This is a genomic window from Streptomyces sp. ML-6 (genome assembly GCF_030116705.1).
Classification (GTDB): domain Bacteria; phylum Actinomycetota; class Actinomycetes; order Streptomycetales; family Streptomycetaceae; genus Streptomyces.
In genome coordinates this window covers 1,842,371-1,861,639 of record NZ_JAOTIK010000001.1, presented here as the reverse complement: position 1 = coordinate 1,861,639, position 19,269 = coordinate 1,842,371, and the positions used below count along the sequence as shown (strand labels likewise).

Annotated in this window: 12 protein-coding genes; 6 read left to right on the top strand and 6 right to left on the bottom strand. The window is 73.4% G+C overall.

All coding sequences use genetic code 11. The annotated features are described in order from the left end of the window. The first annotated feature begins 5 nt into the window (after positions 1-5). The 4 genes from pspAA (at position 6) to OCT49_RS08210 (ending at position 5,819) form a co-directional block, all read left to right on the top strand. Positions 6-284: a PspA-associated protein PspAA gene (pspAA, locus tag OCT49_RS08225; protein ID WP_283851228.1), complete on the top strand. Its 279-nt coding sequence runs from the start codon at positions 6-8 to the stop codon at positions 282-284. A 213-nt stretch (positions 285-497) separates the two neighbouring features. Further along, positions 498-1,802, top strand: a complete 1,305-nt coding sequence (locus tag OCT49_RS08220) for a histidine kinase (RefSeq protein ID WP_283851227.1) — start codon at positions 498-500, stop codon at positions 1,800-1,802. Then, positions 1,799-2,494, top strand: coding sequence for a response regulator (locus tag OCT49_RS08215; RefSeq protein ID WP_283851226.1), 696 nt, complete (start codon positions 1,799-1,801; stop codon positions 2,492-2,494). Before OCT49_RS08220 ends, OCT49_RS08215 begins: the two co-directional genes overlap by 4 nt. Positions 2,495-2,660: 166 nt before the next feature. After that, positions 2,661-5,819 (top strand): efflux RND transporter permease subunit, encoded by a 3,159-nt coding sequence (locus tag OCT49_RS08210; RefSeq protein ID WP_283851225.1) that lies wholly within the window; start codon positions 2,661-2,663, stop codon positions 5,817-5,819. Between the two features lie 249 nt (positions 5,820-6,068). Here OCT49_RS08210 and OCT49_RS08205 read toward each other — a convergent pair whose 3' ends face one another. The 3 genes from OCT49_RS08205 to nadA all read right to left on the bottom strand — a co-directional run bounded on the left by OCT49_RS08205 (position 6,069) and on the right by nadA (position 13,878). Further along, positions 6,069-11,108, bottom strand: a complete 5,040-nt coding sequence (locus OCT49_RS08205; RefSeq protein WP_283851224.1) for a tetratricopeptide repeat protein — start codon at positions 11,106-11,108, stop codon at positions 6,069-6,071. Continuing rightward, positions 11,098-12,507 carry an esterase/lipase family protein gene (locus OCT49_RS08200; RefSeq protein ID WP_283851223.1) on the bottom strand — a complete coding sequence of 470 codons (1,410 nt, stop codon included), beginning with the start codon at positions 12,505-12,507 and terminating at the stop codon, positions 11,098-11,100. Before OCT49_RS08200 ends, OCT49_RS08205 begins: the two co-directional genes overlap by 11 nt. 174 nt (positions 12,508-12,681) lie before the next feature. Beyond that, complete coding sequence (gene nadA / locus OCT49_RS08195) at positions 12,682-13,878, bottom strand: quinolinate synthase NadA (protein WP_283851222.1); 1,197 nt, start codon at positions 13,876-13,878, stop codon at positions 12,682-12,684. Positions 13,879-14,112: 234 nt separating this feature from the next. On the opposite strand from nadA, the gene OCT49_RS08190 reads away from it, so the two are divergent. Further along, positions 14,113-14,469: a HesB/IscA family protein gene (locus OCT49_RS08190; protein WP_148834544.1), complete on the top strand. Its 357-nt coding sequence runs from the start codon at positions 14,113-14,115 to the stop codon at positions 14,467-14,469. A gap of 108 nt (positions 14,470-14,577) precedes the next feature. On the opposite strand, the gene OCT49_RS08185 is transcribed toward OCT49_RS08190, so the two are convergent. Together OCT49_RS08185 and OCT49_RS08180 are read right to left on the bottom strand one after the other, a co-directional pair. Beyond that, positions 14,578-16,071, bottom strand: coding sequence for a hypothetical protein (locus OCT49_RS08185; protein ID WP_283851221.1), 1,494 nt, complete (start codon positions 16,069-16,071; stop codon positions 14,578-14,580). Positions 16,072-16,237: 166 nt separating this feature from the next. Beyond that, a complete protein-coding gene (locus OCT49_RS08180; RefSeq protein WP_283851220.1) occupies positions 16,238-16,435 on the bottom strand; it encodes a hypothetical protein in 198 nt (65 codons plus the stop codon). Between the two features lie 158 nt (positions 16,436-16,593). Between OCT49_RS08180 and OCT49_RS08175 the strand changes: the two genes are divergently transcribed. After that, entirely contained in the window at positions 16,594-17,568 is a 975-nt protein-coding gene (locus OCT49_RS08175) for a carbohydrate kinase family protein (RefSeq protein ID WP_283851219.1), read from the top strand. Positions 17,569-17,632: 64 nt separating this feature from the next. Here OCT49_RS08175 and OCT49_RS08170 read toward each other — a convergent pair whose 3' ends face one another. Continuing rightward, positions 17,633-19,015, bottom strand: coding sequence for a cysteine desulfurase/sulfurtransferase TusA family protein (locus OCT49_RS08170; protein WP_283851218.1), 1,383 nt, complete (start codon positions 19,013-19,015; stop codon positions 17,633-17,635). Positions 19,016-19,269: the final 254 nt, after the last annotated feature.

The window sequence follows — 19,269 nt, the reverse complement described above, 5'->3', positions numbered from 1 at the left end:
GCGTCATGATCGTACGGATCATGGGGGAGGGCCAGGTCGCCCTGGCCGACAGCCATCTCGCCGAGCTCGACGAACTCGATGACGAGCTGCTCGCCGAGATGGAGCGCGGGGACGGACCGGGCTTCCGCACCACGCTGCACGCGCTCCTGGCCAGGGTGCGCGAGCTCGGCACGCCCCTGCCGGACGACTCCCTGGAGCCGTCCGAGCTGATTCTGCCGTCGCCCGACGCGACCCTCGAAGAGGTGCGCGCCATGCTGCGGGACGACGGCCTGATCCCCGGCTGACCCGCGGCGCCCTCCAGCACCCGCCGCATGCCAACCGTGCCCCGGATCCGGTCCGCCGGACCCGGGGCACGGGCGCGTCCGGGACGGCCCGGCCCACGGCTTCCGGTCCGTTTCCGTCCTCCGGGCGGCCCTCGGACGCCCGTTCCCCGCCCGGGGCCTCCCGGGTGGCTGCCCGGACCGGTCCCCGCGCGACACGCCGTAACGTAGCTCGACGTGACCACCCTAGGAACCGGGGTGCCGCGCGTCCGGAACTGGGTGCGCGACCATCCCCTCGCGCTGGACGCCGCGCTCGCCCTGGCCGTGCTCGTGGCCATGATCATCGGGTCCTTCGTCCACCCCGGTGCCCCGGACGGGTCCGTCTTCGCCGGCCGCAGGCCCGAGCCGGCCAGCGTGCTCCTGATGGTGCTGGGGGCCGTCGCGCTCCTCTGGCGGCGGCGCCGCCCCCTGGCGGTGCTCGGGGCCACCGCCGGGCTGACGGCCGTCGAACTGGTGCGGACCGACCCGCCCGTCCCCGTGGTGGCCTGCACCGTCATCGCGCTGTACACCGTCGCCGCCCGCACCGACCGGCCCACCACCTGGCGGGTCGGACTGCTGACGATGGCGGCGCTGACGGCCGCCGCGATGTTCTTCGGCCCGGCGCCCTGGTACAGCCAGGAGAACTTCGGCGTCTTCGCCTGGACCGGCATGGCCGGGGCGGCCGGGGACGCCGTCCGTTCCAGGCGGGCGTTCGTCGACGCGATCAGGGAACGGGCCGAACGGGCCGAACGCACCCGCGACGAGGAGGCCCGGCGCAGGGTCGCCGAGGAACGGCTGCGGATCGCCCGCGACCTGCACGACGTCGTCGCCCACCACATCGCCCTGGTCAACGTCCAGGCCGGAGTGGCCGCCCACGTCATGGACAAGCGCCCCGACCAGGCCAAGGAGGCCCTGGCCCACGTCCGGGAGGCCAGCCGCTCCGCGCTCGACGAACTGCGGGCCACGGTCGGACTGCTGCGCCAGTCCGGCGACCCCGAGGCGCCCACCGAACCGGCCCCGGGCCTCGCGGTCCTGGACGAACTGGTCGACACCGTCCGCCGGGCCGGACTCCCCGTCGAGGTGGCCTGCACCGACCGGCGCCCCCCGCTGCCCGCCGCCGTCGACCTCGCCGCGTACCGGGTCATCCAGGAGGCGCTGACCAACGTCCGCAAACACGCCGGCCCCGGGGCGAGGGCCGAGGTGAGTGTCGTACGGGTCGGGTCCACCGCCGAGATCACCGTGATCGACAACGGCGCCGGCGGCGGGGGCTGCTGCGCCGCGGACGCGCCGGACGGGGCCGTCGCCGCCGTCCGGCCCGGCGGCGGGGGAGGCGGCCACGGCCTGCTCGGCATGCGCGAACGCGTCACCGCGCTCGGCGGCACGCTCACCGCCGGGCCCCGCTACGGCGGCGGATTCCGGGTCCATGCGATCCTGCCCGTCAAGGCCCGCGGGGAGGAGTCCGAGCAGCCGGACACGGCGGGCCGGACGGGGGAGAACACATGACACCGCCCATCAAGGTGCTGCTCGTCGACGACCAGGCGCTGCTGCGCAGCGCGTTCCGGGTACTGGTCGACTCGGAGGCCGACATGGAGGTGGTCGGCGAGGCGGCGGACGGCGCGCAGGCCGTGGAACTCGCCCGCTCCACCCGGGCCGACGTGGTGCTGATGGACATCCGGATGCCCGGCACGGACGGGCTCACCGCGACCCGCATGATCAGCGCCGATCCGGAACTCTCCGGCGTACGGGTCGTCATGCTCACCACCTTCGAAGTGGACGAGTACGTGGTGCAGTCGCTGCGGGCCGGGGCGTCCGGCTTCCTCGGCAAGGGGGCGGAACCCGAGGAACTCCTCAACGCCATCCGGATCGCCGCGGCCGGCGAGGCACTGCTCTCACCGGCCGCGACCAAGGGCCTGATCGCCACCTTCCTCGCCCAGGGCGGCAGTTCGGACGACGAGGGCCCGAGCGCCGCGGAGTACTCGGAACGGCTCGCCGCGCTCACCGGCCGCGAGCGCGAGGTGCTCGTCCTGGTCGCGGGCGGCCACTCCAACGACGAGATCGCCGAGCGGCTCGTCGTCAGCCCGCTCACGGTCAAGACCCATGTGAACAGGGCGATGGCGAAGCTGGGCGCCAGGGACCGGGCCCAACTGGTGGTAATCGCCTACGAATCGGGCCTGGTGCGCCCCAGGGTGGAGTAACGGGTGGAGATTCGGCGTACTCCACCTGCGGTATGCGGGAAGTGAGAAAGCGACCCTGGGGCCGAGGTCCGCACCCCCGGCGGTGAGCGAAGGTGTAACCGGGCCGGGTCTGTCCCGAGTCACCCGCCCCACCTGCCGCGCACGCCACAGAAGAGAGACCTCACCCATGTCCTGGCTGTCCAGATTCAGCCTCGCGCAACGGGCCCTGATCGGACTGATCTCGATCGTCGCGCTCGTATTCGGAGCGATCGCGATCCCGCAGCTCAAGCAGCAACTGCTGCCCACCATCGAGCTTCCGGTGGTGTCGGTGCTCGCCCCCTATCAGGGAGCGTCCCCCGATGTGGTCGAGAAGCAGGTCGTCGAACCGCTGGAGAACTCCCTCAAGGCGGTCGACGGGGTCACCGGCATCACCGCCACCGCCAGCGAGGGCAGCGCCGTCATCATGGCGTCCTTCGACTTCGGCAGCGAGGGCACCAAGCAGCTCGTCGCCGACATCCAGCAGGCGGTCAACCGTACCCGCGCCCTGCTTCCCGACACCGTGGACCCGCAGGTCATCGCCGGTTCGACCGACGACATCCCGGCGGTCGTCCTCGCCGTCACCTCCGACAAGGACCAGCAGGCGCTCGCCGACCAGCTGGACCGCACGGTCGTCCCCGCCCTGGAGGACATCAGCGGCGTCGGCCAGGTCACCGTCGACGGGGTGCGCGACCTCCAGGTCTCCGTCACCCCCGACGACAAGAAGCTCGCCGCCGCCGGGCTGAACGCCATGACGCTGGCCCAGGCGCTCCAGGCGGGCGGCGCGACCGTCCCGGCCGGTTCGTTCTCCGAGTCCGGCAAGAGCCGCACCGTCCAGGTCGGCGGCGCCTTCACCTCCCTGAAGCAGATCCAGGACCTGCGGATCGTCCCCCAGGGCGGGGCAACGGGCGAGCGCGGCAAGCCGGTTCGCGTCGGTGACGTCGCGAAGGTCGAGCAGGAGCAGGCCACCGCGGTCTCCCTCACCCGGACGAACGGCCGGCCGAGCCTCGCCGTGATGGCCACCATGGACAAGGACGGCAGCGCCGTCGCCATCTCGGACGCGGTCAAGGACAAGCTCCCCGACCTGCGCAAGGACCTCGGCGCCGGGGCCGAACTGACCGTCGTCTCCGACCAGGGCCCCGCGGTCTCCAAGGCGATCTCCGGCCTGACCACCGAAGGCGCGCTCGGTCTGCTCTTCGCCGTCGTCGTGATCCTGGTCTTCCTCGCGTCGCTGCGCTCGACCCTGGTCACCGCGGTCTCCATACCGCTCTCCGTGGTCCTCGCGCTGATCGTGCTCTGGACCCGGGACCTCTCGCTCAACATGCTCACCCTCGGCGCGCTGACCATCGCCATCGGCCGGGTCGTCGACGACTCGATCGTGGTCCTGGAGAACATCAAGCGCCACCTCGGCTACGGCGAGGAGCGCCAGTCGGCGATCATCACCGCGGTGAAGGAAGTGGCCGGCGCGGTCACCTCCTCGACCCTCACCACGGTCGCCGTCTTCCTGCCGATCGGCCTCGTCGGCGGCGTGGTCGGCGAACTCTTCGGCTCCTTCTCGCTGACCGTCACCGCGGCCCTGCTGGCCTCCCTGCTGGTCTCGCTGACCGTGGTGCCCGTCCTGTCGTACTGGTTCCTGCGCGCCCCCAAGGGCACCGCCCTGGACGACCCGGACGAGGCCCGCCGCCGGGCGGAGGAGAAGGAGGCCCGCAGCCGGCTCCAGCGGCTGTACGTCCCGGTGCTCCGCTTCGCGACCCGGCGCCGGGTCACCAGCCTCGCCATCGCCGTCGTGGTGCTGGTCGCCACCTTCGGCATGGCCCCGCTGCTGAAGACCAACTTCTTCGACCAGGGCGAGCAGGAAGTCCTCTCCATCAAGCAGGAGCTGGCCCCCGGCACCAGCCTGGCGGCCGCCGACGAGGCGGCCAGGAAGGTCGAGAAGGTCCTCGCCGACGACAAGGGCGTCAAGGACTACCAGGTCACCGTCGGCTCCTCCGGCTTCATGGCGGCCTTCGGCGGCGGCACCGGCTCCAACCAGGCCACGTACCAGGTCACCCTGAAGGACTCGGGCGACTTCGACGCCACCCAGAAGCGCATCGACACGGCGCTCGGCGAGCTCGACGGCATCGGTGACACCACCATCTCCGCGGGCGACGGCTTCGGCAGCCAGGACATCGGCGTCGTGGTCAAGGCCGCCGACGCGGACGTGCTGCGCAAGGCGTCCGAGAAGGTGCGCGGCGCGGTCGCCGAGGTCAAGGACGTCACCGACGTCCAGAGCGACCTGTCGCAGAGCGTCCCGCGGATCTCGGTGAAGCCCAACGCCCGGGCGGCGGACGCCGGCTTCGACCAGAGCGCGCTCGGCGCGGCCGTCGCCGGAGCGGTGCGCGGCACCCCGGCCGGCAAGGCGGTCCTGGACGACACCGAGCGGGACGTCGTCATCAAGTCCGCCCACCCGGCCACCACCATGGCCGAGCTGAAGGCCCTCCCCCTCGGCCCGGTGAAGCTCGGCCAGGTCGCCGACGTCGAACTGGTCCCCGGCCCGGTCTCGATGACCCGGATCGACGGCCAGCGCGCCGCCACCATCACCGCCAAGCCCACCAGCGACAACACCGGCGCGGTCAGCGCCGCGCTGGAGAAGGAGATCGACGCGCTGGAGCTCCCCGAGGGCGCCACCGCCACCATCGGCGGGGTCACCGAGGACCAGAGCGAGTCGTTCGCCAAGCTCGGCCTGGCCATGCTGGCGGCCATCGCGATCGTCTTCATGCTGCTGGTGGCGACCTTCCGGTCCCTGGTCCAGCCGCTGATCCTGCTGGTCTCCGTCCCGTTCGCGGCCACCGGTGCGATCGGCCTGCTCGTCGCCACCGACACCCCGATGGGCATCCCGGCGATGATCGGCATGCTGATGCTGATCGGCATCGTGGTGACCAACGCGATCGTGCTGATCGACCTGATCAACCAGTACCGGGCCCAGGGCATGGGCGTCGTCGAAGCGGTCCTCGAGGGTGGCCGCCACCGGCTCCGCCCGATCCTGATGACGGCCCTGGCGACGATCTTCGCCCTGCTCCCGATGGCGCTCGGCGTCACCGGCGAAGGCGGCTTCATCTCGCAGCCGCTTGCCGTCGTGGTGATCGGCGGCCTGGTCACCTCGACCCTGCTGACCCTGCTCCTGGTGCCGACGCTCTACGCGATGGTCGAACTCCGCAAGGAGCGCCGCGCGAAGAAGAAGGCCGCCAAGCGGGCGGGGAAGGCGGGCGTCGCGGAGCCTGCCGGACCCGGGTCCGACGAGGCCCGGGAGACCGAGCCCGCGCGGGCCTGACCCGCGGCGCACGACCGGAGGCCCTGTCCCACGCAGCCGCGGGGGACAGGGCCTCCCCATTTCTCCCGGTCTCCCGGGCTCCTGGCCCGTTGCTCCCGGGCTGCTCGGCCCACAGCCTGCGGCCCGAGCGGCCTGAGCGGTCCGCGGTCCGAGCGGCCCGCAGCCCGAGCGGGGCGGCACGGTTCGCGGAGAGCCGGGACGGGGGCCGGCGAGCGGAGGAAACGTCGGCCGGTGGCGGGGCGGTGAGCGTCAGGCAGCCCCGTTGAGAGCCTGGACGATCCGGAGCCATGTCTCCCCGTGCGGGTGGGCGTGCTGGACGCTGAGGGCGAGGATCTCCCTCTGCAGCCGGGCACGGATCTCCTCGGGGGCGCGGGGGAGGAGCGTGGCCAGATCGTCCGGTTCGACGCTCTCGACCACCCCGGAGAGCACCATGGCCGCCTGGGCGTGGGCGAGGGAGGACAGCTTGTCGTCGAAGACCTGCCCCTCGACGGCAGCCGCGTGCATCAGCGCGTTGCCGTCCCCGGCCGCCAAAGCCCTTTCCACGTACGCCTGGAGGGCGTCGCGGTCCTCGACGAGGCGGTACGCGGCGTCCACCCCTTCGGTGCGGGCGACTTCGAGGACGGCGACGTGCGCGAGGGGAGTGTCCTCGGAGGGCGCGGTGTGCAGGAGGCGGGGGTGGTCCCGGAGGAAGGCCCGGGACTCCGCCCAGTCCGCGCAGTCCACCCAGTCCGCCAGCTGCTCCCCGAGGATCAGCGGATCGTAGGCGGCGGTCACGCCGTGGGCGAGGACGGCCTCGCGGAGCGCGATGTGCCGCCGGGCGGTGCGGGGGTCCAGGAATGCCAGCTCCTCGAGGGCCGTCACCGCCTCCTCGCCGCTCAGGGCCCGGGCGTTCTGGGACCAGAAGTCGCGCGACCGGGACCAGTCGGCCGCGAACATCCAGGAACCGGCGAGGTCCAGGATCTCCGGCGACAGGGCGAGCCAGGCCGGGGCAGGGGTGAAGGTCTCCTCCTCCCACACGGTGCGCACGGACCCGGTGTCGCCGAAGGCCCGGAGCGCCCGCCGGGCCCGTACGGTCACGCTGTCCGCGCCGTCGTCCCCGTCGAGGAAGGACACGAGCCCGCGCACGCCGGCCGAAGCCCGGGGCCCGGGACAGCCCAGCAGGAAAACACTCCGCTCGACACCGAGCCGCCGGGCGGTCGCGGGGTGGGCGGTGGCGAACTCCTCCACGACCTCGTCGAACTCCCGGATCACCGAGGCGCGGTCGTCGGCGCGGACGAGCGCCCGGGTCAGCTCGGCGAGAGCGGACACCAGGGCGTTCCCGAAGGCACCGGGGTTCTCCCGCGCCAGGGTCCGGTGGGCGGCGACCGCTTCCCGCGCCGCGTCCACGGCTCCCGCGACGTCCTGGTTCATCCCCAGGTGCCTGCTGAGATTCTGCAGGGCGAGAGCCAGCTCGGGAAGGAGGGCGCCGCCCGCCCCATCGACGAGACCACGCAGGATACGGACGCTCTCCCGCGCCGGTGCCAGCGCCTCCTTCCGGCTGCCGGTGTCGGCGAGGTTCTGCGCCAGGGTGCCGAGCGAGCCCGCGAGAGCGGAACGGAGGGCGGGCTGCCCTTCGGCGAGGCCGCGGAGAAGACCGACGGCCTCCTTCGCCGCCCGCAGTCCTGCCGCCGGATCCCCGGCCCTGTTCAGATGGGCGGCGAGGTTGGCGAGTGCCGTGGCCAGGTCCTGCCGGAAGGCGGCGGGCTGTCGCGCTGCCAGGGCGCGGCGGATGGAGACGGCCTCCCGGCCCGGTGCGAGCGCCCCGGACACATCACCCAGGGAGGCGCGATGGTTGCCGAGATTGTTGAGCGCCGTCGCCAGCTCCGGGAGAAAGGCGCTCGCGTCCTCGGCGGCCAGACGGCGGTAGAGGGCGGTCCCCTCCTCGGCGTGGGCCAGGGCCGCTCCGGGCTCACCTGCGGAGACGAGGTGCATCGCGAGGTTGTTGAGCATCGCGGCGAGGCCCGGGAGGGCGGCCTTCGGCCGCTTCTCTGCCAGTTCGCGCTGGATGCGCACGGCCTCGCGCGCGAACAGCACCGCCGCCGCCCGGTCCCCGGCGGCGGCCGTCCGGTTGGCCAAGGAGGTCAGGGACCGGGCGAGATCCGGCTGGAAGACGTCCGGGTGCTCCGAAGCGAGCCCGGCGTACAGCCGCGCCGCCTCCCGCGCCGGAGCGAGCGCACCCTCCCGGTCCCCGAGGGCGGAGAGCCGGTCCGCAAGATTGTGGACGGCGGCCGCCAGCTCGGGCCGGAAGACGGCCGGATGACGCGCGACGAGTTCCCGGCAGATCTCCACCGCCTCCTGCGCGGGCGCGAGGCACCCCGCGAGGTCGCCGACGTCCTCCCGGTGCACGGACAGGTTGGTCAGGGATCCGGCCAGGGCGGACCGCGGGACGGCGGGCCGGAGTTCGGCCACCTTCCGGTTGGCCCGGACCGCCGCCTCCGCGTGCGGAAGAGCCTCCGGGTGGCTTCCCACGGCCTTGAGGCTGTTGGCCAGATTGGTCAGCGCGTGGGCCAGGCCGGCCAGGAACTCCTCGGGGTGCGACGCGGCCAGCTCCATGTGGATCTCCACCGACTCCCGCGCGGGCGGTACGGCGGCCCGGCGCTCCCCGACGGCCGCGAGACCCACCGCCAGGTTGTTCAGCGCGGTGGCGAGGCCGGGGCGGAACGCGGCCGGATTCCGCGCGGCGAGCTGCCGGTGGATGGCGACGGCGTCCCGGGTGAGCGCGAGCGCCCCCTCGCGGTCGCCGATGTCGTGGACGCGCCGGCCGAGAGTGCCGAGGGCGAGAGCCAGGTCGGGGAGGGACGCGCCGTCTTCCGCGTCCTTTGCCCCGGCGAGGCGCCGTTGGAGCGCGACCGCTTCCCGCGCCGGTGCCAGCGCCCCTTCGCGGTCGCCGATGTCGGCGTACCGGTTGGCGACGTTGACGAGCGCGCGGACGACCGCCGGCCCGTGGACCCCGGGAGCGGCCTGCTCCAGTTCCCCGTACAGGGCGAGCGCCTCCCGGGCCGCATCCAGCGCCCCGTCAGGATCCCCTTCCGTCCCGAGCCGGCCGGAGAAGCGCTGCAACGCCTCGGCCAGGAACGGTGCCGCGCCCGCCCCGGCCCGCTCCACCAGCCCCCGCAGCATTCCGATCCCCGCCGCACCCGCCCGCGCCGCGTGCGGCGCCAGCCCCCGCACCACGTACGGATCGACCGCGGCCCGGTCGCCGCCCACCACCCGCCGCTCGACGTGCCCGACCAGCGCGGCCAGCACCACCTCACCGGCCTCCCCGCCCCCAGGCCCCTCCCGCCCCGCGAGATACGACACGAACTCGCGGTGGTACAGCCGGTACACCGCCTGCCCGTCCTCCACGTCCTCGACGACATAGCGGCCGTACGCGGACAGCACCCAGTCCACGTCGCTCTCGCCGTACGACACGTCGGGGCCGCCCAGCGCGCCCGCGACTTCCTCCCACACGCCCCCGGCGGGCATGCCGCGTCCGGCCGTCCAGGCCAGCGCGGTCAGCAGATCCCGTGCGGCGGACGGCAGTTCGGTGCCGTCCGGCAGGACCCGCACCGGCCCTGCGCCCAGGTCCGCCTCGAAGGCGGCCTCGATGGAGCCCGGCAGACCGGCCGGCCACCGGTCCTCCCCGGCGCCCCGGCCCCCCGCCGACAGCGAGCCCGTCACCAGCCGGGCGAACAGGAACCCGCCCCCCACCGCCGTGGCACGCGCCGCGACCGCGTCGCCCGCCTCCCGCGCCCGGTCCTCCGGGAAACCGGCCGCCGTGCACCGGCGGAAGGCGTACTCGGCGATGTCCTCCCGCGTGTGCGGCTCCCGTTCCAGGTCCGCCGTGACGACATCCGCACCGATCAGCCGGGCCAGGGCGGCCGGCAGCGTCTCGTCCCCGAACCCCTCCTCCGTCAGGTGGCCGCGGAACGCGCGGTCGCGGGAACCGAGCAGGACCGGGCTCGTCCGGGCGAGCGGGAAGACCAGCTCCTCGATCATGGCCCGGAGGTGCTCGGCGGGCACCTCGTCCAGGCCGTCGAGGACCAGCACCGGCTGCGGGGACAACTCGCGGAGCTCGCCCCGGAAGTCGTCCGCGTTGCGGGGTTCCGGCAGTCCCAGCTGCCGGGCCAGCTCCGAGGCCGCCAGGCGGGGGCTCAGGCCCCGCAGGTGCACGGAGGCCAGGGAGCGGCCGGGGCGCGGGCCCGGGTCCGGGTCGCCCTCGCGCAGGTCCCCGCGCGCCTCGGCCTCCTTGCGCTGCCCGGGATCGAGGAGCGTCGCGATCCGGCCCAGCACGGCGGACTTGCCGCAGCCCGCCGGGCCGGTCACCAGGAAGAGCCCGGCCCCGTCCGCCTCCAGCCAGGCGGTGATCCGGCCCAGCACCTCCTTCCGGCCCGTGAAGAACCAGCCCTCCTCGTGGTACCCGACCCCGCGCGCGGCCTGCACCAGGTGCTCGACCAGCCGGGCGGGGGTCCCGGGCGCATGGCGCGGGTTGGGGAAGACCGGGCGCCCGGTGCCGAGGGCGGCGAGCACCGGGGTCTGACCCTCGCCGCGCCACCGTTCCCCCAGCGCGGCCAGCAGATCCGGCCCGCTGACCAGCTCGTTGTGGGCGCTCCACGCCGAGCGGTACTCGGTGGTGACGGGGCCGGCCCTCAGCACCTCCGACAACGCGGTGAGCAGGGGGCCGGCGCCGTCCGACGTCTCGTTGCGCTGACAACTCGCCACGATTCCCAGCCACTTCACCCGTCCGGGAGGCATGGACAGGGTCTCCCAGCGCCGCAGGGCCTTCTCCAGGCCCCGGCCCACCGCGTCCCCCGCGTAGCAGGTGTCGATGACCACCAGGATCTGATCGGCGCCCGACGCCACCGCGTCATTGATCAGCGTCCCGGCCGGGACGCCCCGCCTGAGGGCCCGTGCGTCCCGGACCGCCCGCTCGACGTCGAGATCCAGATCGCAGAGCGCGAGGCGCAACTCGTCGTCGACCAGCACGCCGTGTCCCGACCAGACGATGACCGCGGGCTTCGCCGCCCCCGTCTCCAGCCAGCCCTCGCTCCAGGAGGTGAGGGCCTCCTCGAAGGCGGCCCGGGACGGGTTCCCGCCATCCACCACATGAGTCTCGATCCCCAGACCCTCCAGCAGCCCGGCGATCTCCTCCATCCGGGCCACCGCCCCCGTCAGCCGGGGAAAGGTCCGTTCGTCGGCGTACTCCTCGCACACCACGCACAGCGCCGTCCCCACCGGCTCGCGTCCGCCGTCGTCCGCCTCACGCACCATCGTTCGCCCCGCCCTCCAGCACCAGTACCAGCGCGGTCATCACGACATGGCCCGCGTGCCCCGTACTCACCCGCACCCGGTGCGGCCCCGCCGGAAGCCCGGCCAGGCGCACCGCGTAACGGCCCCCGCCCAGGTTGTTCAGCGTCCGCACCGGTCCTTCCCCGACCGCCGAGAAGACGGCCACCCGGTCGTGCCCCCGCACGTCCGGCGGCACCGCGGCCCGCAGCTCGTACACCTCGCCCTCGGTGATCACGTCCGGGGCGTCCACCACCAGCGGGACGTCCCCGTCCCCCGGGCCCCGGTGCACCGGTGGGTCCGGGGTGAGCCAGTTGTAGAGGGCCTGGCGCAGCGCCGTGTTGTTCTGGAGCGAGCCGTGCTTCTCCCAGGGCGTGTACGCGGGCCGGCCCGCCGGCCCCGCATGGGCGCTGGACAGCCTGGGCACCCGGCCGTCGCCACCCTCGTCGGTCCCGTCGATCGTGAGCAGCCCGGTCAGCCTCTCGCCCCGGACCTCGGCGGTGGTCGGGGTGGGCTGGAGCACCCCGCTGACCGGCACGTACTCCACTCCGTACGCCGCCCCCGCCCCGGACTCCCGCAGGCCGGCGTGGAACAGCCCGGCGTCCCGCAGCAGCGCCGCGTCGACGCCGGGCAGCCCGGCGACCTCGCGCGCGTACCGCAACGGCGTGCCGGCGGCCGTGGTCAGGCAGGCGTAGTCGGGGGTCAGCTGGTGCAGGGAGGGCAGGCTGCGGGCGAACGAGGTGAGGCCGATACCGGCCGGGCCCACCCCGTTGACCAGGTACAGCAGGGCGTCCAGGGATCCCCGGTACGGCGTCCCGAGCGTGATCACGCGCCGGGTGACCTCCGCGCCCCCGCACCGCTCCACGTACTGGCGGGCTACCAGGCCGCCCATCGAGTGGCAGACGAGGACGACCCGGGCCTCCGCCCGCTCCGGCGCCGAGGCCCGCCAGCGGCCGAGCTCCTCGTCCACCCGCTCGGCCAGCCGCTCCGCGTTGTAACGGCAGGAGAGCCGCCAGTCGTAGGCGAAGCCGACCAGGTTGGCGGGGGTGCCGGTCTCCTCCTCGGCGCGCCGGCGGTGCAGTGTGAAGTGGCGCTCCAGCCAGTCGAGGAAGCCGTCGTAGCCGTCCACGAGCGTCCAGACGCCCGGCAGCCCGTGCAGGTCGCGCATCGGGCCGAGCGGGCGCACGCCGTCGCCCGGGTGCTCGTCGCCCAGGTCCGCGGGGAGCGTCAGGTCCCTGACGGACCGGCCGAAGGTGCGGATGCCCCGGAGGAGGGCCCGGCCCGAGAGGCCCCAGACCTCGTGCCCGTCCGCGTCCGCCAGCCGGCTGCCGAGAATGCCCGGGACGACGACCACCAGGTCGTCCACCGGGCTGCGAGAAGTCATGTGGTGCCGTACCCCCGTGAGATGTGCGCTGCGGTGAGTAGCAGCGTAGTTACGGTACGGGCATCCCGAGGGCCGTACGGCGAAAACCGGCCCCATCGCCACCACCCACGCGAAAGCCCCGGGAAACGCCCGAAGGCGCCCCGGGGCCCTGCCTTTCGCCGCGGCGGCGTTCCGCTACGGCAGCGCCAGCATCCGCTCCAGCGCGAGCTTCGCGTACTTCTCCGTCTCCGGGTCGACCTCGATCCGGTTGACCAGGTTGCCCTCGGCCAGCGACTCCAGGGCCCACACCAGGTGCGGCAGGTCGATGCGGTTCATCGTCGAGCAGAAGCAGACCGTCTTGTCGAGGAAGACGATCTCCTTGTCCTCGGCCGCGAACCGGTTCGCCAGTCGGCGCACCAGGTTCAGCTCGGTGCCGATCGCCCACTTCGAGCCGGCCGGGGCCGCCTCCAGGGCCTTGATGATGTACTCCGTCGAGCCGACGTGATCGGCCGCGGCCACGACCTCGTGCTTGCACTCCGGGTGCACCAGGACGTTGACGCCCGGTATCCGCTCGCGCACCTCGTTCACGGACTCGACCGAGAAGCGGCCGTGCACCGAGCAGTGCCCGCGCCACAGGATCATCTTCGCGTCACGCAGCTCCTCGGCGGTCAGGCCGCCGTTCGGCTTGTGCGGGTTGTAGACGACGCAGTCCTCCAGCGACATCCCCAGGTCCCGGACCGCGGTGTTCCGGCCGAGGTGCTGGTCGGGCAGGAAGAGGATCTTCTCGCCCTGTTCGAAGGCCCACTCCAGCGCCCGCTTCGCGTTGGACGAGGTGCAGATGGTGCCGCCGTGCCGCCCGGTGAACGCCTTGATGTCGGCGGAGGAGTTCATGTACGAGACGGGCACGACCTGCTCGGCGATCCCGGCCTCGGTCAGCACGTCCCAGCACTCGGCGACCTGCTCGGCGGTGGCCATGTCCGCCATGGAGCAGCCCGCCGCCAGGTCCGGCAGCACGACCTTCTGGTCGTCCGTGGTCAGGATGTCCGCGGACTCGGCCATGAAGTGCACACCGCAGAAGACGATGTACTCGGCCTCCGGCCGCGCCGCCGCGTCCCGGGCGAGCTTGAAGGAGTCGCCGGTGACGTCCGCGAACTGGATGACCTCGTCGCGCTGGTAGTGGTGGCCGAGGACGAACACCTTGTCCCCGAGCTTCTCCTTGGCGGCACGGGCGCGCTCCACCAGGTCCGGGTCGGACGGGGATGGCAGGTCGCCGGGGCACTCGACGCCGCGCTCGCTCCGGGGGTCGGCCTCGCGGCCGAGCAGGAGCAGGGCGAGGGGCGTCGGCTGGGCGTCGAGTTCCTGGGCGGGGTGGGCCGTGGTCACGTCACGCACCCTTTCTTCTCTGCTGAAAGCTTCTGCGAAAGCCTTTTCGTCTAATTGACGCTATCTATCATATCCGGTTCACGTCACTTTGACGATGGCCATAGTGTCGATGTGACGCATCCCCCCACCGGGGCGGTGTGCGAGCATGAATGGAACAGGCAAGCGCTCGGCCCGGAATGAATCCGCGGCTCCGACGGTTGCAACGTCGGCAAGCAGTCTCCGTACAACCCGGGAGAGAAGCAGATGTCCGTATCGGACGAGACCACCACCGTGAGCGACGGCATCCTCCTGTCCGACGCCGCCGCAGCCAAGGTCAAGAGCCTGCTGGAGCAGGAAGGCCGTGACGACCTGGCGCTGCGCGTCGCGGTCCAGCCCGGCGGCTGCTCGGGCCTGCGCTACCAGCTCTTCTTCGACGAGCGTTCGCTCGACGGGGACGTCGTGAAGGACTTCGACGGCGTCAAGGTCGTCACCGACCGGATGAGCGCCCCGTACCTGGGCGGCGCCTCCATCGACTTCGTCGACACCATCGAGAAGCAGGGCTTCACGATCGACAACCCCAACGCCACGGGCTCCTGCGCCTGCGGGGACTCCTTCAACTGATCCCTGCGGGACACGCCCCCGCCGGGGTGCGTGTCCCGGGAACGGCGGAACGACACGGCGGCGGTGGTCCCCGACCGGGGACCACCGCCGCCGTGTCGTGCGTGCGGCTCAGCCGCGGGGCACGGCGCCGCCCGAGGCCGCGTCGACCACCTCCCGGTCACCGAGCGGCGCGTCCAGCGTCACCGTGCGGGTCAGCTCCTTGGCGATCATGATGCAGACCTCCTTCCCGGGCTGCTTCGTCTCCGTCACCGTCACCGTGACCCGGTTCCCGTCCTCGGCAGCGCTCGCGGTGTACGTGCTGCACACACCGCCCCAGAACTTCACCGACAGGGTCCGCCCGTCCGCGCTGTACGACACCAGCCGGCCGGACTCCTCGCCGCCCCCGGGCGGCGGGGTCGGCGTCGGCACGGGCGCGGTCGTCGCCGGTGCGTCCTTCGTCAGGTACGAGGGGTCCACGGCGACCCGCGGCAGCGTGGTGACCGGGCCCCCGGCGGCCTGCCGCACCGAGAAGAGCCAGGACGGCACCAGCGCCCGCTCGCCCGCCACGTACTGCATCGACAGGCCGAAGACCGCCTTCTCGATCGTCACGGTCCTCGTCGGCGGCCGCTCCGCCCCGGGCCGCGTCCCGCAGTCCACCTCCGGTTGCTGCTTCGGGTCGCCCTTCCCGTCCTGCAGTGGTACGGGGGTGGCGCAGCCACCGATGTCCTTCTGCAGGCCCCCGCGCATCGAGCGCCCGTTCAGCTGCTTCAGCGCCTCGCCCGCACTGATCACCGGGTAGCTGTCGCTCTTCTCCGGGGCCTTCAAGTTCCCCGCAGCGCCCACCACTTCGCCGCCGGGGCCCACCTGGATGCCGGTCGACCAGCCGTACGTGGGAAGCCCGCCCATCTTCGGGTCGGCGTTCACCACCCGTACCGAGCCCATGAGCTGGCGGGTGTCGAGCGCCGCGTCGTCCTGCCCCACCGCCTTCAGGATCGGGGTCGCGGCGGCCTTGGCGGCGCTCTCGCCCACCGGGTCGCCGGAACCGCCCGGGGACACCTTCCGGCTCGAACAGACCTCGGTGCCACGGCAGTTGTCCGTGCCGCCGGAACCGTAGCGGCTGAAGGTCCAGGTGCCCGGGGCCTGCTTCTCCACCCGGAGGACCGGGCCCGACCCGTCCCCGGCGGACCCCACCGTCCAGGCCGTGCCCTCCGCCCGCGGCGTCCCCGGCAGACCCAGCGCCTTCGCCAGCCGGGTCACCTCGGCGGCCGAGACGATCCCCGTCGCCCGCCGCACCGCGGCCCTGTCGGGCCCCTGGGGCAGCTCGCCGGACACCCGGTGGACCACCCGGCCGCCGTTCGGGTCGGGCTCGCCCGGCGCGATGCCCCGTACGGGCCCCTCCGGCCTCGCGGGGCCGTCCGATCCGGCGTCCAGGGCCAGCGGGGGAGGGGCGCCGCCGCTGTCGTCCGCACTGCCGGCCGTCGTGTCGCCACCGTCGGCGGCGGTCGCGGCCCAGTAGGCGCCGCCGCCCCCGGCCAGCAGTACGGCTGCCGCCACCGAGGCCACGGCGAGCGGCGAACGCCGCCGGGGGCCGGTCACGTCGTTGTCGGGTCGCTCGGTGCTCACCGGATCGCTCCTTCGCCTGCGTGGCCGTCACGTGTCGTGATCCGGCCCGTCGTCCGTCCCGGGGGTCCGGGGACAACGGTGGGACGGGGCAGGGGCGCGAGCGGTTCCCTCCCGGCGCGGGGCGCGAGCGTTGCCGGTACCGGCAACGTGCCGATACCGGCCGGAATCAGTCGCCGTACTCGGGCATGGCATCGACCAGCCGGGCGGAGGCCGCGGGCACCGTGACCCCGTGAATCCGGGACGGAGCCACCGGAACAGGGGCAGACTTCGGGTGGGACACCCAGTGCGGGGCCATGCGCGCGCAGTCCCCGCGCAGCTCGGCCAGGCTCATCTCGGACTCGCGCGTGGCGTTGTGGTTCGACATAACCGCACCGTAGGCACCACCCGGCTCAGGAAGAAAGCCCTACTATCGGGTAGTTTTCCCCGCTTCGGCCGGGTCCGGGGAACGGGTAGCGTGAACTGTCACGCCGCCCCGGGAACACCGTCACCCGTTCCCCCCGATCCCGCAGGAGCAGTCTCCCCGTGCGCATCGCAGTCACCGGCTCCATCGCCACCGATCACCTCATGACCTTCCCCGGCCGTTTCGCCGACCAGCTGGTCGCGGATCAGCTGCACACGGTCTCGCTCTCCTTCCTGGTCGACAACCTCGATGTGCGCCGGGGCGGTGTCGCCGCCAACATCTGCTTCGGCATGGGCCTGCTCGGCACGAACCCGATCCTGGTCGGCGCCGCGGGCTCCGACTTCGACGAGTACCGCGCCTGGCTCGACCGGCACGGCGTCGACACCGGTTCGGTCCGGATCTCCGAGGTCCTGCACACCGCCCGCTTCGTCTGCACCACGGACGCCGACCACAACCAGATCGGCTCCTTCTACACGGGCGCGATGAGCGAGGCCCGGCTCATCGAGCTGAAGGCCGTCGCCGACCGGGTGGGCGGCCTCGACCTCGTCTCGATCGGCGCCGACGACCCCGAGGGCATGCTCCGCCACACCGAGGAGTGCCGCTCCCGGGGCATCCCGTTCGCCGCCGACTTCTCGCAGCAGATCGCCCGGATGGACGGTGAGGAGATCCGGATTCTCCTCGACGGCGCCACGTACCTCTTCTCCAACGAGTACGAGAAGGGACTCATCGAGTCCAAGACCGGCTGGAGCGACGAGGAGATCCTGGGCAAGGTCGGCCACCGGGTCACCACGCTCGGCGCCCGCGGCGTCCGGATCGAGCGCGCGGGCGAGGACCCGATCGAGGTCGGCTGCCCCGAGGAGGAGAGCAAGGTCGACCCGACCGGCGTCGGCGACGCCTTCCGCGCCGGATTCCTCTCCGGCCTCGCCTGGGGCGTCGGCCTGGAGCGCGCCGCCCAGGTCGGCTGCATGCTGGCCACCCTGGTCATCGAGACGGTCGGCACCCAGGAGTACACCCTGCGCCGCGCCCACTTCATGGACCGCTTCACCAAGGCGTACGGCCACGACGCCGCCGCCGAGGTCCGCGTCCACCTGAGCTGACCCGACGGGTGCCGGGTGACCTCCGGCCGGGCGCGGACCCGGCCGGAGGCCACCCGGCGGACTCTCAGACGAGCCGGCGCACCACATGGGCCGAGCCGCGGACCGCCGGCTCCTCGCCCACGTACTCCTGCTCGCGCATCGCGCACCAGGCGGGGATGTCCAGACGCGCCGCCTCGTCGTCGGAGAGCACCGTCACCGTCCCGCCCACCGGTACCTCCCCGATCACCTTTGCGAGCTCGATCACCGGGATCGGGCAGCGCTTCCCGAGCGCGTCGACCACCAGGGACGCGGCCGGGGCGGGGGAGGGGGCCGCCGACGCGGGCGCGCCGAGCCTCGCCCGTACCTCCGCCACCGCCCGGGGCAGCGCCTCCAGGAAGTCGTCGACCTCCTCGTCGCGGGTGCCGTCCGGCAGCGAGACCCGTACGTTCCCCTCCGACAGCACCCCCATCGCCCTGAGCACATGGCTCGGCGTCAGCGTGCTGCTGGTGCAGGACGAGCCGGACGACACGGAGAAACCCGCCCGGTCCAGCTCGTGCAGCAGGGCCTCCCCGTCGACGTAGAGACAGGAGAAGGTCACCAGGTGCGGCAGCCGCCGCACCGGATCGCCGACCACCTCCACATCGGGCACCAGCTCCGGCACCCGGCTCCTGATCCGGTCCACCAGGATCCGCAACCGCGCGGACTCGGCCTCCGCCTCGGCCCGCACCGCCCGCAACGAGGCCGCCGCGGCGACGATCGCCGGAATGTTCTCGAACCCCGCCGACCGCCCGGACTCCCGCTCGTCGGCCGGCCCCCGCACCGCGAATCGCACCCCCTTGCGCACCACCAGCAGCCCCACCCCCGGGGGCCCGCCCCACTTGTGGGCGCTGCCCACCAGCAGCGACCAGCCGCCCGGCACCGGCGCCCGGCCCAGCGACTGCGCCGCGTCCACCAGCAGCGGCACCCCCGCCTCCCGGCAGACCTCCGCGACCTCCGCCACCGGCTGCTCGGTGCCGACCTCGTGGTTGGCGGACTGCAGACAGGCCAGCGCCGTGTCCGCCCGCAGCGCCTCCGCCCAGTCCGCCGCGCTCACCGCCCCCGAGCGGTCCACCGCCACCTCGGAGACCGAGCCGCCCTCGGCCTCATGGGCGGCGGCCGAATGGAGGACCGAGGAGTGTTCGACCGAGGAGACGACCAGATGGCGGCCGACACGCCGACGGCCCGCGAGCGCCCCGGACATTCCGGTGTGCACCGCCCGGGTCCCCGAAGGAGTGAACGTGAGCTCGTCCGGCCGGCACCCGACGGCCTCGGCGGCGGCCTCCCGGGCGGCGTCCAGCAGCAGCCCGGCCCGCCGCCCCTCGCGGTGGAGCCTGGCCGGATCGGCCCAGCCCTCGTCCAGCGCGGCAAGCAGTGCCTGGCGGGCGACGGGGTGCAGGGGAGCGGAGGATGCGGTGTCGAAGTAGGGCACCCCACCACGCTAGCCCGCGCCGGGCCGAGGGCGGGGACGGACCTTCCGCGCCGCCGGGAGAAGGGGCGTCAGATGGTGGCCGGAGGCGCGCATTCCACCCCTTCGGGGAGTCGGACGGCGCGTTGGGCACCCTCCCCGCGCGACCCCAAATAGCGTCCAGTAGGGTTTGGTCCGCATAAACATCCAAACCCCTGCCCGCGTCAGGGCGGCGACCGACCAGAAAGACGGCCGCGCCGACCGCGCGGGCGAGACTC

Coding starts and splice junctions, on each gene's coding strand:
- pspAA (WP_283851228.1), top strand. CDS start 6: ATGATCGTACGGATCATGGGGGAGGGCCAGGTCGCCCTGGCCGACAGC.
- OCT49_RS08215 (WP_283851226.1), top strand. CDS start 1,799: ATGACACCGCCCATCAAGGTGCTGCTCGTCGACGACCAGGCGCTGCTG.
- OCT49_RS08210 (WP_283851225.1), top strand. CDS start 2,661: ATGTCCTGGCTGTCCAGATTCAGCCTCGCGCAACGGGCCCTGATCGGA.
- OCT49_RS08205 (WP_283851224.1), bottom strand. CDS start 11,108: ATGGTGCGTGAGGCGGACGACGGCGGACGCGAGCCGGTGGGGACGGCG.
- OCT49_RS08200 (WP_283851223.1), bottom strand. CDS start 12,507: ATGACTTCTCGCAGCCCGGTGGACGACCTGGTGGTCGTCGTCCCGGGC.
- OCT49_RS08190 (WP_148834544.1), top strand. CDS start 14,113: ATGTCCGTATCGGACGAGACCACCACCGTGAGCGACGGCATCCTCCTG.
- OCT49_RS08180 (WP_283851220.1), bottom strand. CDS start 16,435: ATGTCGAACCACAACGCCACGCGCGAGTCCGAGATGAGCCTGGCCGAG.